Here is a 13,806-nt window from a genome sequence, read left to right as displayed (position 1 = left end):
GACTCGGCGCCACTGTTTGACCACAGTGAGCGCAGCGAACGGAGGGAGTTTGGCGCCGCTGAGCCGCGGAGTGAGCACCGAGGGGAGTCGGCTCACAGAGCCGACCCGCGAACCATGAGCCCGGCGGCGGGCCGGGCCACCGCAGCGAGAACGCTCAATCAAGACAGCGGAGTCCGCAATATGCAGTCTGCAGTCAAGCGACGGCCGCTCAAGGCAAGCGCGGGCTGCTCGGGCTGACTTCGCGGACTTCGACGTCGACCACCTCGCCCATGGGCCGAGCCGGGCGGCGAGCGCCGAAACCAGGGCGGGCCTGGCGGGCGCGCTGGAAACGGCCCATGTCGATCACGGGCTTGCGGCCGCGCAGCAGGCTCCAGAGCAGCAGGCCCAGGACCGACACCAGGGCCACGGCCATCAGGCTGAGCACCAGCACCACGGTGGCCACCGCCAAGACCAGGCGGAAGAGCAAAGAAAAGAGTGCGGACAGCACGGCAGCCTTTCAGGACACGACAAAAAGTTCAGATCGGGCCATTGAAGCGCATTTCAACCCCGGCCGACAAAAGGCATGGTGGTGGCCATGACGGTCAGGGTCTGGACATTGGCAGACAGCGGCAGGCTGGCCATGTAGAGCACCGCGCTGGCCACATGGGCCACGTCCATGGTCGGCTCTACCGCGATGCTGCCATTGGCCTGGGGAACACCCCGGGTCATGGGCTGGGCCATCTCGGTCAGGGCGTTGCCGATGTCGATCTGGCCGCAGGCGATGTCGAAGGGCCGGCCGTCCAGAGACAAGGACTTGGTCAGGCCGGTGATCGCATGCTTGGTGGCGGTGTAGGGCGCCGAGTTGGGGCGCGGCGCATGGGCCGAGATGGAGCCGTTGTTGATGATGCGGCCGCCGCGCGGCTCTTGCTGCTTCATCAGCCTGAACGCAGCCTGGGCGCACAAAAAGGCGCCGCTCAAATTGACATCCAGGACGGAGCGCCATTGCTCGAAGCTGAGCTCGTCGATGGGCACCGCGGGCGCACCGATGCCAGCGTTGTTGAACAGCAAATCCAAACGCCCCCAATGCTGGCGCAAGCCTTCAAAGGCTGCACTGACAGCCTCCGGCCGGCTGACATCCGCCGGCAGCACCAGCACCCGATCCAAGGAGCCCGGCTGCAGCGGGTCGACGCCGCCCAGCACGGCCGTCTCGGCCAAGGCCGCCGCCCGGCGACCCAGCAGGGCCACCCGGTAGCCCGCCCCCAGCAAGGCCAGGGCCACCGCGCGGCCAATGCCCGAGCCGGCGCCGGTGACCAGGGCGACCGGCCCCACACTGCGGAAAGATCCCGAAGCAGCAGCAGAAGTCATGCGAGGAAAACCAAGGTTATGAGTCCAAAAACGAGCACGCCGTCAAGCCCGGGCAAGTCCCGTGAACAGTTTTCAACAGACTGAATCCAAGTCAAATTGACTGTCACAGGAGCGCCGTAGACTGTAACGCTATGTTCACGCTGTCCAGCCAAAGTCCGGAGTTCCTGAGCAGCCTGCCGGCCTCCGCTCGCAGCCCTGCCGCAGCCGTGGCCAGCGACGCAGCCGAGCGCAGCCACACCTCGGCTGCACAAGCCCAGCTGCTGTACATCGAAGACAACCCCGTCAACCAGCTGGTGGTCCAGGAATTGGTCGCTCTGCGCCCAGCCTGGAAGCTGAGCCTGGCAGGCGACGGACAGCAAGGCCTGGCTCGGGCCGCCAGCCTTCGCCCGGACCTGATCCTGCTCGATCTGGAACTGCCCGATATGAATGGCTTCCAGGTGCTGGAGGCGCTGCGCGCCGACCCGGCCACGGCCTCCATTCCCTGCATCGCCCTCTCGGCCAGCGCCATGCCGGACGACCTGCGGCGCGCACAGGCGGCGGGATTCGCCGAGTACTGGACCAAGCCGGTGGACTTCAAAGCCTTCCACGCCGGCCTGGACCAGTTTCTGACCCGGCTGAAGGCGCCGGGTCAGTAAGCCCTGCTTCTGCTCCAGCTCCTCCTCAAGCCGGCAGCAGGCCGCGGCTCTTGAGCATGGGCTGCACCACCGGATCGCGGCCACGGAAAGCGCGGAAGGCCGCACCAGGCTCCTGGCTGTTGCCACTGGACAGAATGCAGCGGCGCAGGCGCTCAGCGGTCGGCGCATGGAAGGCACTGCCGGCTTCGACAAAGGCCTCGAAACCATCGCAATCCAGCACTTCCGCCCACATGTACACGTAGTAGCCGGCGGCATAGCTGGCGCCTGAGAACAGGTGCTGGAAATGCGTCAGGCGGTGATTCATGCCCACAGCGGCCGGCAAACCGTAGGCCGCCATGCACTCGGCCTCGAAGGCCACCACATCCGGGCCTTCGGCCTCGCTGCGCGAATGCACGGCCAGGTCGACCAGGGCGCTGGCGGTGTAGCGCACCGTCTCATAGCCCTGGTTGAACAGCTCGGCCGCCTTGAGCTTGGCCAGAAGGCTGTCGGGGATGGGCTCGCCACTTTGGTAGTGGCGGGCGTGCTTCTTGAGCACCTCAGGTTCGCTCATCCAATGCTCGAAGATCTGCGAGGGCAGCTCGACGAAATCGCGCAGCACCTGCGTGCCCGAGAGGCGCTCGAACTCCACTTCGGACAGCAGGCCGTGAAGACCATGGCCGAACTCATGGAACAGGGTGCGGGCATCGTCGAAGCTCAAGAGCGTCGGCTCACCCGGGGCGCCCTTGGCGAAGTTGTTGTTGTTCAGGATGATGGGCACGCAGTCCATGCCGTTGCGCGCCTGCCAGCGCATGGCATTCATCCAGGCGCCGCTGCGCTTGGTGGGGCGGGCAAAGTTGTCATGCAGGAAGACGCCACGCAGGCTGTCATCGGCATTGCGCACCTCGTAGACCTGCACGTCGGCGTGGTAGCCGGCCACCTCGGGGCGATGCACAAAGCGCAGGCCGAAGAGGCGCTGGGCGCAGTCGAACAAGGCCTGCACCATGGCATCGAGCGGGAAGTAGGGCTTGACCTCGGCCTCTTCCAAGTCATAGCGGGCCTTGCGCACCTTCTCGGCGTAGAAGCGCCAGTCCCAGGCTTCCAGTGGGAAATGATGATCCAGCGAGGCCATCATGCCCTCCAGCGCCTGGCGCTCACCCTCGGCGGCCGCCTTGGCCGGCTCCCAGACCTGGTTGAGCAGGCCCAGCACCGCCTCGCGCGAGCCGGCCATGGTGTCGGCCAGGGCAAAATCGGCGTAGCAGGCATGGTCATGCAAGCGCGCCTGCTCCTGGCGCAGGCTCAGGATCTCCTGCGCAATCGCGCGGTTGTCGCTGGCGCCGGCCTTCTCACCCCGGCCCACCCAGGCGCGCCAGGCTTGCTCACGCAGATCACGCCGCTCGCTGAAGGTCAGGAAGGGCACGATGTGGGAGCGCGACAGCGTGATCACATGAACGCCGGCCTCCAGGCCGCGCTCGGCGGCCGCCTGGGCCGCCGCGGCACGCACGAAGGCCGGCAAGCCCGCCAGCTCCTCTTCGCTGCGCAGCTCCAGGCGGAAGCCGCTTTCGTCGGCCAGCACGTTCTGGCCGAACTGGGTGTTGAGCTCGGCCAGGCGCTCCATGACCTGGGCATAACGCGCTTGCGCCTCGGGGGCCAGTTGGGCGCCCGCACGCACAAAGTCCAGATGCACACGCTCCAGCAGGCGAAGCTGTTCGGCGCTCAAGCCCAGCGAGGCGCGCTGCTCGTACACGGCATGCACGCGTTGGAACAGGCCGGCGTGCATATACACCGCGTTGTTGTGCGCCGCCAAGGGCGCGGCCAGGGCGCGCTGCACCGCCTGGATCTCGGGCGAGGACGCCGAAGCCGCCAGCGAATAGAACAAATGCTCCAAGCGCGTCAGCAGGCGGCCGCTGCGGTCGAAAGCGGCCAGGGTGTTGGCGAAGCTGGGTGCCTCGCTCTGCGACGCGATGGCGTCGAGCTCGGCGCGATGCTCATTCAGGGCCTGCTCGAAGGCGGGCGAAAAATGGGCGGCTTCAATGGCCGCAAACGGGGGCAGACCGAAGGGGCCGGTCCAGTCTTGCAAGAGGGGATTGGTCGTTGGTGCAGACACGAGAGAACTCCAGAAAGGGCGTCACACCGGGCTTGCTTGATCAAGCCTCGCGCTCGCCAGAAAACACAAAGGCGCCAAGCCGTTGGGCCTGGCGCCTCGGGCGCAGGGTGAGCGAACTCAACCCAAGACCGCCATCACTTGCCGGCCGCAGCCCGCTCCTTTTTGATGGCTTTCTCGTCTTCTTCGTCGTAGGACTTGTTACCGCACTCCTGCTTCCAGGTATCGACCTTGTCCAGGTGCGCTTCCTGGCGCTCTTCCAGCGCCTTAAAACTGGCGTTCAGCGCATCGACCTTGGTGCCGAAGGCCTTGCGGGCTTCGTTGCTCTTGGCGTTGTTTTCGTTGATGCCGGTCACGCGGGCGTCAAAGGCTTTGGCGCGCTCCTGATAGGCCTTGTTGCGAGCCTCCAGGACCTCACGATCCGGGCGAGGATCCTTGCTCTCAGCATAGGCCTTGATGTTCTCGAATTCCTTCAGGATGGCTTCGCGCTCGGCCTTCATTTCGGCCAGGGCGACACCGGCGGCTTCGTCGGCCTTTTGCAGCGCATCACGCTCGGCCTTGAGGGCCGCAGCGGTTTCCTTGTAGGTGTTCTGGTCGGCCTTCACGGCATCGGCTTCGACGTTGTTGGCATCGCTCAGGTCCATGCACTTGCGCAGCTCATCGCGGCTGAGCAGCTTGACCTTGGGCTTCTCCACCACGGGGCGGCTGACCTTGTTGTTCTTGGGGTCGACCTTGGCACCGGGGTTGGCGGTCTGCGCGAAGGCGGGCATCAAGGCCACAGCGGCCAGGGAGATGATGAAACGTTTCATGGCAATGTCTCTTTTTCGATGGCGGGACAGCCGCCAGGCCCGATGAGCGACCCTGGCGCATGCAACAAAGCAAAGAAGGAACAGAAAAAAGTAAGAGAAAACAGGAACGATGTGGTGCGACAGGCGCAGCCCAACACACGACGGCGGCCATCATGCCATGGCTGCGCATGGCCGGGGATCAGGCCGGGTACGGACGCCGCCCCGAGCATCCGCTCCAGGCTTCAAGCCAGCGATTTCTGCAGCAGCTCGGCCACCAGGCCGTTGATGCCGCCCTCGTGGCTGGCCGCGCGTTCGCGCAGCTGCTGGGTCAGGGCAGCGGGCAGCTTGCAGGCAAAAGGCACCAGACCGGCGGCCGCATCGAGGCGACGTTGCTCCTTGCGGTCGGGCAGCTGGGCGGCCTGCTTGCCAAAGCGACCGGGGATCGCGGCACCGCGCATCTGGCTGTCCAGTTTGATGCCGGCAAGGCGGTCGAGATCGGTCTTCTTCATGCTCATGGCAAGGCTTTCGCGGCGCGACAAGGCGCCGACAGTGGAGGAGAAGCGGCCGATTGTCCCCCATGCCCTGGCCTGGGCAGCCAAGCTCCGGCGCGGGACGCCAGGGCCAGCCCCGATAATGCGCGATTGCCCCGAGCCCGCCTCGCGCCTGGGGCCGCCTCTTCCACAGCAGAAAGCACCGCGCCCGCCATGGCCCTCAAAGCGACCATCCACAAAGCCCAGCTGCAGATCGCCGACATGGACCGCCATGTCTACGGCGAGCACAACCTGACGATCGCGCGCCAGCCCTCGGAAACCGACGAACGCATGATGGTCCGCATCCTGGCCTTTGCGCTCAATGCGCCGGCCGATGATTTGCGCGGCAAGCTGGAGCTGAGCAAGGGCCTGGCCGACGCCGAAGAGCCCGAACTCTGGCAGCGCGACCTGACCGGCGACATCCTGCACTGGATCGACCTCGGCCAGCCCGACGACCGCCGCCTGCTCAAGGCCCATGGCCGGGCGGAGAAGGTGTCGGTTTACGGCTATGCCTACAGCACGCCGATCTGGTGGGCGGGCATCGAATCCAAGCTGCAGCGCTGCCCGCGCCTGGCGGTCTGGCAGATCCCGGCCGAACAATCGCAGGCACTGGCCGCGCTGGCCCAGCGCAGCATGCAGCTGCAGGTGACGGTGCAGGACGGCGGCATTTACGTCTCCACCGCCGAGAGCTCGGTCGAGATTAACCCCATCGCGCTGAAGCGGCCGGCCGACGAGTGAGTGGGAGCCGCAGGCCGCGCCGGGCGCTGGCCACCGATGGTCAACGCCGTCGCCCTGAGATCCACTATTCGCACACCCCAACAAGCCGCTGCGGCGCGCCGCGTCGCTGCACCTAGGATGCTCGCCATGAACTCAAGCCCTCAAACCCAGTCGCGCCGGCACGCCTTCGGCGCCCGCGCCCTGTCCCTGGCCCTGTTCGGACTGATGACCATGACCACCAGCCCCCATGCCATGAGCCAGACGCCCGGCCAAACACCCGAGGCAGCCAGCACCGACCCGCGTCAATGGCTGGAAGAGGTGCAAGGCGAGCGCGCCCTGGCCTGGGTCAAGGAACGCAACCAGCTGACCCTCGCTGAGCTGCAAGCCCGCCCCGAGTACCCGGGCCTGCGCCGCGAGATGCTGGACTTGCTCAACGCCAGCGATCGCATCCCGCAGATCAGCCGCAAGGGCGCCTGGGTCTACAACCTCTGGCAGGACCAGAACCACAAGCGCGGCCTGTGGCGCCGCAGCAGCCTGGCCGAGTACAAGAAAGCCAGCCCGGCCTGGGAAACTGTGCTGGACCTCGACGCCCTGGGTGCGGCCGAGAACGAGAGCTGGGTGTTTGCCGGCGCCCATTGCCTGGCGCCCGAGTACCGCCGCTGCCTGATCTCGCTGTCGCGCGGCGGCTCGGACGCCCATGTGCTGCGCGAGTTCGACACCGTCAGCAAGCAGTTCGTGGCGGGCGGATTCGCCCTGCCCGAGGCCAAGAGCGAGGTCAGCTGGATCGATGCCGACCACCTTTATGTGGCCAGCGATTTCGGCCCCGGCAGCCTGACCGATTCGGGCTACCCGCGGGTGATCAAGCGCTGGCAGCGCGGTACGCCGCTGGCCCAGGCCCGCACGGTGTTTGAGGGCCAGGCCCAGGATGTGGCGGTGTCGGTGCTGGTGGACCGCACGCCCGGCCATGAGCGCACCGTGTTCAGCCGCGCGCTGGATTTCTACAACCAGCGCTATTTCCTGCTGCAGGGCGACAAGCTCCGAGCCCTGGACGTGCCCAGCGATGTGCAGCTGAGCTTCTGGGGCGCCCGCGTGCTGCTGCAGCCGCGCAAGGACTTGCGCGTCGGCGGCGTGCGGCATGCCGCCGGCAGCTTGCTGAGCGCGCCGGCGGCCGCCTTCATCCGCGGCGAACGCAAGTTCAGCACCCTGTTCAAGCCCAGCGCCACCCGCTCGCTGGACAGCTTCATCACCACCCGCCAGCACCTGGTGCTGAATATCAACGACCAGGTGGCCAGCAAGCTCGAAGAATGGACCTTTGCGCCCGGTCGCCCGGCCCGCCACCGCCAGATCCAGGCGCCCTTCCCCGGCACCCTGCATCTTCAGGCCATGCACGACAGCGAGTTGGCCCAGGATGAGCTGGCCGAGCACTACCTGGTCAATTACGCGGACTTTCTGACCCCCGACAGCCTCTTCCTCGCCCGCGCCGGCAGCGACGCGCGCGAGCTGCTGAAGGCTCGCGCGGCCAAGTTCGAGGCCCGCGGCCTCAAGGCCGAGCAACACTTCGCCACCAGCAAGGACGGCACCCGCGTGCCCTACTTCGTGGTGCGGCCGGAAGGTGCTGCCCTGGATGGCCAGAACCCCACCCTGCTCTACGGCTACGGCGGCTTTGAGGCGTCCATGCAGCCCTTCTACTCGGGTGGCTTCGGCCGCGCCTGGTACAGCCGCGGCGGCGTGTTCGTGCTGGCCAATATCCGTGGCGGCGGCGAGTTCGGCCCGGCCTGGCACCAGTCGGCCGTCAAGGCCAACAAGCAGCGCAGCTACGACGATTTCATCGCCGTGGCCGAGGACCTGATCGCCCGCAAGATCAGCTCGCCGCGGCATCTGGGCATCATGGGCGGCAGCAACGGCGGCCTGCTGGTCGGCGCTACATTTGTGCAGCGCCCCGATCTGTTCAATGCCGTGGTCTGCCAGGTGCCCCTGCTGGACATGCGCCGCTACCACCAGCTGCTGGCCGGCGCCTCCTGGATGGCCGAGTACGGCGACCCGGACCGCGCCGAGGAGTGGAGCTTCATCTCCAAGTACAGCCCCTACCAGAACGTCAAGCCCGGCGTGAAATACCCCAAGGTGCTGTTCACCACCTCGACCCGCGACGACCGGGTCCACCCCGGCCACGCCCGCAAGATGGCGGCGCTGATGCTGGAGCAGGGCCACCCGCTCTACTACTTCGAGAACACCGAGGGCGGGCACGGCGGCGCGGCCGACAACGAGCAGCGCGCCACGCTGCAAGCGCTGGAATACAGCTACCTCTGGCAACAACTGGGACGCTGAAGTCATGAGCAGCCTCGACATCCAACACCACAGCGAGAGCGGCGCCGGCGGCGCGATTCAAGGCCGTTTTTGGGCCGAGATCGACGGCCAGCAAATCGAGCTGGAGTACCAACTCAGCGGCCGCGACCTGGTCTTCACCCACACCGGCACCGCGCCCGCGCTGCAAGGCCGAGGCCTGGCCGGCCAGCTGGTGGCACACGGCCTGCGCTGGGCTGCCGGCCTGGGCCTGCCCCTGCAGCCGGGCTGCAGCTATGTCGAGGCCTATCTGCAGCGCCACCCACTGTGGCTGCGCCTGCGCCTGCCGGCGGAGGCCCAGGCGGTGCTCAACTACTGGTTCGGCACGCTGGGCAGCGCAGAGGATGGCCAGGTGCGCCCGCTCTGGTTCACCAAGAGCGCGACCACCGATGAAGAGATCCGCAGCCGATTTGGCGCCCTGGTCGAACAGGCCTTGCAGCAAGGCCTGAGCCATTGGGGCGACAGCGCGCAAGCGCGTCTGGCGCGCATCCTGCTGCTGGACCAGTTCACCCGCAACATCTACCGCGACAGCGCCCGAGCCTTTGCGGGCGACCCGCTGGCGCTGCAGCTGGCCCTGGGTTTGATGGACCAGCCAGAGGCACGCGAACTCTCCACCCTGCAGCGCTGGTTCCTGCTCATGCCGCTCGAACATGCCGAAGATTTAAGCCTGCAAAACCGCTGCGTGCAGGCCTTCGAAGCCCTGGCTGCCGAAGACGCACGCCTGGCCGGCGCGGCTGACTACGCCCACCGCCACCAGCAGGTGATCGCGCAGTTCGGCCGTTTTCCGCATCGCAATGCCCTGCTGGGCCGGGCCTCCACCGAGGCCGAACAGCAGTACCTAGCCCTTCCGGGTGCCGGCTTTTGATCCCTGGCGGCGCCATGCCTTGTCAGCCCGGCGCGACGCTGCGCCGGGCCGGGCGTGAAAATTGACAGAAAATGCAGGCCGTCTGTTATTTGCGCCCTTTGTTGTCCACCTGCTGAGCCTGGCTCCCGACCGCTTCGCTCGAAGCCACTCAGCCCCCTCGAGTTCCACATGTCCAGCATTCTTCAGAACATCCCCGTCGGCCAGAAGGTCGGTATCGCTTTCTCCGGTGGCCTGGACACCAGCGCCGCCCTGCACTGGATGCGCAACAAGGGCGCCATCCCCTATGCCTACACCGCCAATCTGGGCCAGCCCGACGAGCCGGACTACGACGAGATCCCGCGCAAGGCCATGCAGTACGGCGCCGAAAAAGCCGTGCTGGTGGACTGCCGCGCCCAGCTGGTGCACGAGGGCATTGCCGCCCTGCAAGCCGGCGCCTTCCACATCAGCACCGCCGGTGTGACCTACTTCAACACCACGCCCATCGGCCGCGCCGTGACCGGCACCATGCTGGTGGCGGCCATGAAGGAAGACGACGTCAATATCTGGGGTGACGGCTCGACCTTCAAGGGCAATGACATCGAGCGCTTCTACCGCTACGGCCTGCTGACCAACCCGGCGTTGAAGATCTACAAGCCCTGGCTGGATCAGGCCTTCATCGACGAGCTGGGCGGCCGCGCCGAGATGTCGGCCTTCATGAGCAAGGCCGGCTTCGGCTACAAGATGTCGGCCGAGAAGGCCTACTCCACCGACTCCAACCTGCTGGGTGCCACCCACGAGGCCAAGGACCTGGAGCACCTGAACAGCGGCATCCGCATCGTCAACCCCATCATGGGCGTGGCCTTCTGGCGCGATGACGTGGTGGTCAAGGCCGAGGAAGTCACCGTGCGCTTTGAAGAAGGCATGCCGGTGGCCCTGAACGGCGTCGAGTACAGCGACCCGGTCGCCCTGCTGCTGGAAGCCAATCGCATCGGCGGCCGCCACGGCCTCGGCATGAGCGACCAGATCGAGAACCGCATCATCGAAGCCAAGAGCCGCGGCATCTACGAAGCCCCGGGCCTGGCTCTCTTGCACATCGCCTACGAGCGCCTGGTCACCGGCATCCACAACGAAGACACCATCGAGCAGTACCGCATGAATGGCCTCAAGCTCGGCCGTCTGCTCTACCAAGGCCGCTGGTTCGACCCGCAAGCCATCATGCTGCGTGAAACCGCCCAGCGCTGGGTGGCCCGCGCCGTGACCGGCGAGGTGGCGATCGAGCTGCGCCGCGGCAATGACTACTCGCTGCTGGACACCAAGAGCCCCAACCTGACCTACAAGCCCGAGCGCCTGTCCATGGAAAAGGTCGAAGACGCGCCCTTCTCGCCGGCGGACCGCATCGGCCAGCTGACCATGCGCAATCTGGACATCGTCGACACCCGCGCCAAGCTCATGACCTACACCCAGGCCGGCTTGCTGACCCCGGGCCACAGCGGCAATCTGCCGCAGCTGCAACAGACCAAGACCGAAGGCGGCGACTCCAGCGGCCGCTGAAACGCGGGCTGACCCTGCGCTCCCGGGCTCGATGATGATGCGTGCGCGCACCCTGCTGGCTTCAAACTGCCCGGCTTTCGTGGCACGACGCCAGACTCATGGCTTGTGGCGCCTGGTCTTGTGGCGACTGCTTGGCGCCCTGGGCCTGCTCACGGCCAGCCTGGCGGCCTTGGGCCAGCCTGTGCCACAGGCGCCCAAGCCCGCCAATGCCATGGACAGCAAACCGGCCACCAAGGCGCCGGTGCTGCTGACCATCAGCGGCGCACTCAAGGCCGGGCCCGGCAAGACGGTGCAGCTGGACCTGGCCCAGCTCAGCGCCCTGCCCCAGCAACAGCTGCACACGCAAACGCCCTGGTACCCGGCACCGCGCACCTTCAGCGGCCCGCTGCTGCAAGATGTGTTGAACCTCGCGGGGGCGCAGGGCCAGACCCTGGAAGCCCGCGCCATCAATGACTACAAGGTCAACATCCCGGTCAGCGACGCCGCGCGCTTCAAACCGGTGCTGGCCCTGCAGATCGACGGCAAGCCGATCGCGCTGCGGGACAAGGGCCCACTCTTCATCGTCTACCCCTACGACAGCGACCCCCAGCTGCGCAGCAGCGTCTACTACAGCCGATCCATCTGGCAACTGAAGAGCCTGGAGGTCCGGTGAGCAGCAGCCCCAGCACCCAGAGCGCCGGCCAACGCCGTCGCTGGCGCATCCTCTTGCTGGCCATGGCCGGTTTGCTGGTGCTGGTGCTGGGTTCGGTGGGCGTGCTGCAAGCACGTCAGTTTCTGCTGCTCAATGCCACACGCAGCTACCAGGATGACTACATGATCTGGAGCCTGTTCCAGTTCGAAGTCGAGTCCTTGCGCTTGCGCCTGGCCCTGGAAGATGCCGAGCATCGCTCGGACGAGGTGGACCCCGATCAGGTGGAGCAGCGCTACGAGATTTTTGTCAGCCGCCTGGGGTTGATCGAAGGCGAACACGCCACGCTGGTGCTGCGCGAACATCCAGACTATCAAAAGACCCTGGACCGCAGCAAGCGCTTTGTCGCCTGGGCCGATGCCCTGCCGCTGAAGGCGGACTGGGTGCGCCGGCAAACCGAGCAAGGCCAGGCCGGCCCGGAGCTGCGCGAAGCCTTGGCGCAGTTGCAGTCCCTATCCGACGCCGTGCGCGAGCTGTCGCTGACCGCCTCGCACCACGTCGCAGCCCAGGTCGATGAACGCAACCAGCTGGTGCGTGAGCAGGCCCGCATGAGCTTGTGGTTGACCGGTTTGCAATGCGCGTTGAGCCTGGGTTTCGCGGCCATGCTGCTGCGCCAGTTCCGCCGCCTCAACCGCTACGGCCAGGATCAGCATGCCCTGGCCGAGCGTCTGCAGCAGGCGCAAATCGAAGCCGAGGCCGGCAGCCGGGCCAAGAGCGTGTTCCTGGCCAATATGAGCCATGAACTGCGCACCCCCATGCACGGCCTGCTGGGCATGCTGGACCTGCTCAAGGACACAGCACTGACGCCGTCTCAGAGAAGCCAGCTGCGCGCTGCGCACGACTCCAGCCGCCATCTGCTGACAGTGCTGAACGACATCCTCGACGTCTCCAAGATGGAGGCCGGTGGCATCCACATCCAGCCCGAGCCGGTCCACCTGCCTCGCCTGCTGCAGGAGCTGGACGAGCTGAGCCGCCCGCAGGCCCTGGCCAAATCGCTGGACTTGCAGCTGCTGGCCGACGCCGATGTGCCCGCCTGGGTCAGCGCCGACCCGACCCGCCTGCGCCAGATCCTGCTCAATCTGCTCAGCAATGCGCTGAAGTTCTCCGAACAGGGCCGGGTGCGCCTGCACCTCAGCCGCCAGGAAGACATGCTGGGCCAGACCCTGCTGAGGTTCGAGGTCAGCGACACCGGCATGGGCATGGACGGCGACACCCAGACCCGCTTGTTCCAACGCTTCAGCCAGGGCGACACCACGCGCTCGCGCCGCTTTGGCGGCACCGGCCTGGGCCTGGAGATCTCGCGCAACCTGGCCCGCGCCATGGGCGGCGACATCTCCGTCAGCAGCGTGTTGGGCCAGGGCTCGACCTTCACGGTCGACCTGCCCCTGGTCAGCTGCGCCGCACCCAGCAGTGAGCAAGCCAGCACCGTCCAAGACGCACTCGCGGGCGAGCACAAGCCCTTGCGCATCCTGGTTTCAGAAGACCATGCCACCAACCGCGCTTACCTGCAGGCGGTGCTGGAGCGCCTGGGCCACCCGGCCTTCTTCTGCCAGAACGGCCACGAGGCCTTGCACGCCCTGGCCAGCCAGGACTTCGACCTGGTGCTGATGGACCTGCACACACCGGTGATGGATGGCTACGCCGCCACCCGCGCCATGCGCCGCCTGCCGGCGCCGAAATGCCATGTGCGCATCATCGCCCTCTCGGCCGATGCCTTTGACGAGTCGCGCCAACGCGCGCTGCAGGCCGGCATGAATGATTTCCTGCCCAAGCCCATCGGCGTGGAAGCCTTGGCGCAGGCCTTGAACCAGCATGCCCAAAGTCTGGCCAGCCAGGCACAGCCCGATCGACCGACCACGGACTCCGCCCCTGAAACGCCGGACACGATGGCAGCAGCCGTGACCCGCGGCGAGGCCGACGAGCCTGGACTCGACCCGCAGGCCCTGGCCGATCTGCGCCAGATGCTGCCGGCCAGCACGGTGCGCCAGCTCTACGCCAGCTATGTGGCCAGCCTGGAGCGCACACGCGCCGATCTGCAAGCCGGCCTGAGCGGCCGCAACCAACGCCAGCTCGGCGAGGCCGCGCATGGGGTCAAGGGGGCGGCGGCGAACCTGGGCTTCCAGCTGGTGGTGCAGCCCGCCTTGCAGCTGGAGCAAAGCGCCAAGGCCTTGCAGCAGGACCAGGGCGCCGTGGACTGGCCCTCGGTCGAAGCGCAGACCCAGCAACTGCTGGCCGCGCTCAGCCGCAGCGAAGCGCTGTGCCGGGAGCAAGACCTGGCCTGAACCGGCC

The 13,806-nt window shown here is 66.8% G+C and carries 12 protein-coding genes; 7 read left to right on the top strand and 5 right to left on the bottom strand.

Going from position 1 to position 13,806, the window contains the following annotated elements; genetic code table 11:
- Positions 1 to 208: 208 nt before the first annotated feature.
- The gene (locus AC1Q6P_RS09415; protein WP_492663543.1) at positions 209 to 487 is read right to left on the bottom strand and encodes a hypothetical protein; all 279 of its coding nucleotides are present in this window, start codon (positions 485 to 487) and stop codon (positions 209 to 211) included.
- A gap of 53 nt (positions 488 to 540) precedes the next feature.
- Positions 541 to 1,344, bottom strand: a complete 804-nt coding sequence (locus tag AC1Q6P_RS09410; RefSeq protein ID WP_492663544.1) for an SDR family oxidoreductase — start codon at positions 1,342 to 1,344, stop codon at positions 541 to 543.
- 131 nt (positions 1,345 to 1,475) lie between these two features.
- Between AC1Q6P_RS09410 and AC1Q6P_RS09405 the strand changes: the two genes are divergently transcribed.
- On the top strand, positions 1,476 to 1,979 hold the full coding sequence (locus AC1Q6P_RS09405; protein ID WP_492663545.1) for a response regulator: 504 nt from the start codon (positions 1,476 to 1,478) through the stop codon (positions 1,977 to 1,979).
- Between the two features lie 25 nt (positions 1,980 to 2,004).
- Here AC1Q6P_RS09405 and AC1Q6P_RS09400 read toward each other — a convergent pair whose 3' ends face one another.
- The 3 genes from AC1Q6P_RS09400 to AC1Q6P_RS09390 all read right to left on the bottom strand — a co-directional run bounded on the left by AC1Q6P_RS09400 (position 2,005) and on the right by AC1Q6P_RS09390 (position 5,362).
- Positions 2,005 to 4,062 carry a M3 family metallopeptidase gene (locus AC1Q6P_RS09400; protein ID WP_492663546.1) on the bottom strand — a complete coding sequence of 686 codons (2,058 nt, stop codon included), beginning with the start codon at positions 4,060 to 4,062 and terminating at the stop codon, positions 2,005 to 2,007.
- 134 nt (positions 4,063 to 4,196) lie between these two features.
- On the bottom strand, positions 4,197 to 4,868 hold the full coding sequence (locus AC1Q6P_RS09395) for a hypothetical protein (protein WP_492663547.1): 672 nt from the start codon (positions 4,866 to 4,868) through the stop codon (positions 4,197 to 4,199).
- Between the two features lie 221 nt (positions 4,869 to 5,089).
- On the bottom strand, positions 5,090 to 5,362 hold the full coding sequence (locus AC1Q6P_RS09390) for a hypothetical protein (protein ID WP_102770440.1): 273 nt from the start codon (positions 5,360 to 5,362) through the stop codon (positions 5,090 to 5,092).
- A gap of 189 nt (positions 5,363 to 5,551) precedes the next feature.
- Between AC1Q6P_RS09390 and AC1Q6P_RS09385 the strand changes: the two genes are divergently transcribed.
- The 6 genes from AC1Q6P_RS09385 (at position 5,552) to AC1Q6P_RS09360 (ending at position 13,799) form a co-directional block, all read left to right on the top strand.
- Complete coding sequence (locus tag AC1Q6P_RS09385) at positions 5,552 to 6,115, top strand: YaeQ family protein (protein WP_102770180.1); 564 nt, start codon at positions 5,552 to 5,554, stop codon at positions 6,113 to 6,115.
- Positions 6,116 to 6,241: 126 nt separating this feature from the next.
- The gene (locus tag AC1Q6P_RS09380; protein WP_492663548.1) at positions 6,242 to 8,419 is read left to right on the top strand and encodes a prolyl oligopeptidase family serine peptidase; all 2,178 of its coding nucleotides are present in this window, start codon (positions 6,242 to 6,244) and stop codon (positions 8,417 to 8,419) included.
- A gap of 4 nt (positions 8,420 to 8,423) precedes the next feature.
- Positions 8,424 to 9,299, top strand: a complete 876-nt coding sequence (locus AC1Q6P_RS09375; protein ID WP_492663549.1) for a DUF924 family protein — start codon at positions 8,424 to 8,426, stop codon at positions 9,297 to 9,299.
- Positions 9,300 to 9,467: 168 nt separating this feature from the next.
- Positions 9,468 to 10,829, top strand: a complete 1,362-nt coding sequence (argG, locus tag AC1Q6P_RS09370) for an argininosuccinate synthase (RefSeq protein ID WP_492663550.1) — start codon at positions 9,468 to 9,470, stop codon at positions 10,827 to 10,829.
- A gap of 31 nt (positions 10,830 to 10,860) precedes the next feature.
- On the top strand, positions 10,861 to 11,481 hold the full coding sequence (locus AC1Q6P_RS09365; RefSeq protein ID WP_492703149.1) for a putative pterin-binding protein: 621 nt from the start codon (positions 10,861 to 10,863) through the stop codon (positions 11,479 to 11,481).
- Positions 11,478 to 13,799, top strand: coding sequence for an ATP-binding protein (locus tag AC1Q6P_RS09360; protein WP_492663552.1), 2,322 nt, complete (start codon positions 11,478 to 11,480; stop codon positions 13,797 to 13,799). The genes AC1Q6P_RS09365 and AC1Q6P_RS09360 overlap by 4 nt, the downstream gene beginning before the upstream one ends.
- The last annotated feature ends 7 nt before the right edge of the window (positions 13,800 to 13,806 follow it).

The organism is Roseateles sp. GW835-FHT13E02, assembly GCF_058794035.1.
Note: the sequence above shows the minus strand (reverse complement) of the source record. Positions and strands in the feature narration are given on the sequence as shown.

Coding starts and splice junctions, on each gene's coding strand:
- AC1Q6P_RS09365 (WP_492703149.1), top strand. CDS start 10,861: ATGATGATGCGTGCGCGCACCCTGCTGGCTTCAAACTGCCCGGCTTTC.
- AC1Q6P_RS09405 (WP_492663545.1), top strand. CDS start 1,476: ATGTTCACGCTGTCCAGCCAAAGTCCGGAGTTCCTGAGCAGCCTGCCG.
- AC1Q6P_RS09385 (WP_102770180.1), top strand. CDS start 5,552: ATGGCCCTCAAAGCGACCATCCACAAAGCCCAGCTGCAGATCGCCGAC.
- argG (WP_492663550.1), top strand. CDS start 9,468: ATGTCCAGCATTCTTCAGAACATCCCCGTCGGCCAGAAGGTCGGTATC.
- AC1Q6P_RS09375 (WP_492663549.1), top strand. CDS start 8,424: ATGAGCAGCCTCGACATCCAACACCACAGCGAGAGCGGCGCCGGCGGC.
- AC1Q6P_RS09390 (WP_102770440.1), bottom strand. CDS start 5,362: ATGAGCATGAAGAAGACCGATCTCGACCGCCTTGCCGGCATCAAACTG.
- AC1Q6P_RS09395 (WP_492663547.1), bottom strand. CDS start 4,868: ATGAAACGTTTCATCATCTCCCTGGCCGCTGTGGCCTTGATGCCCGCC.
- AC1Q6P_RS09380 (WP_492663548.1), top strand. CDS start 6,242: ATGAACTCAAGCCCTCAAACCCAGTCGCGCCGGCACGCCTTCGGCGCC.
- AC1Q6P_RS09410 (WP_492663544.1), bottom strand. CDS start 1,344: ATGACTTCTGCTGCTGCTTCGGGATCTTTCCGCAGTGTGGGGCCGGTC.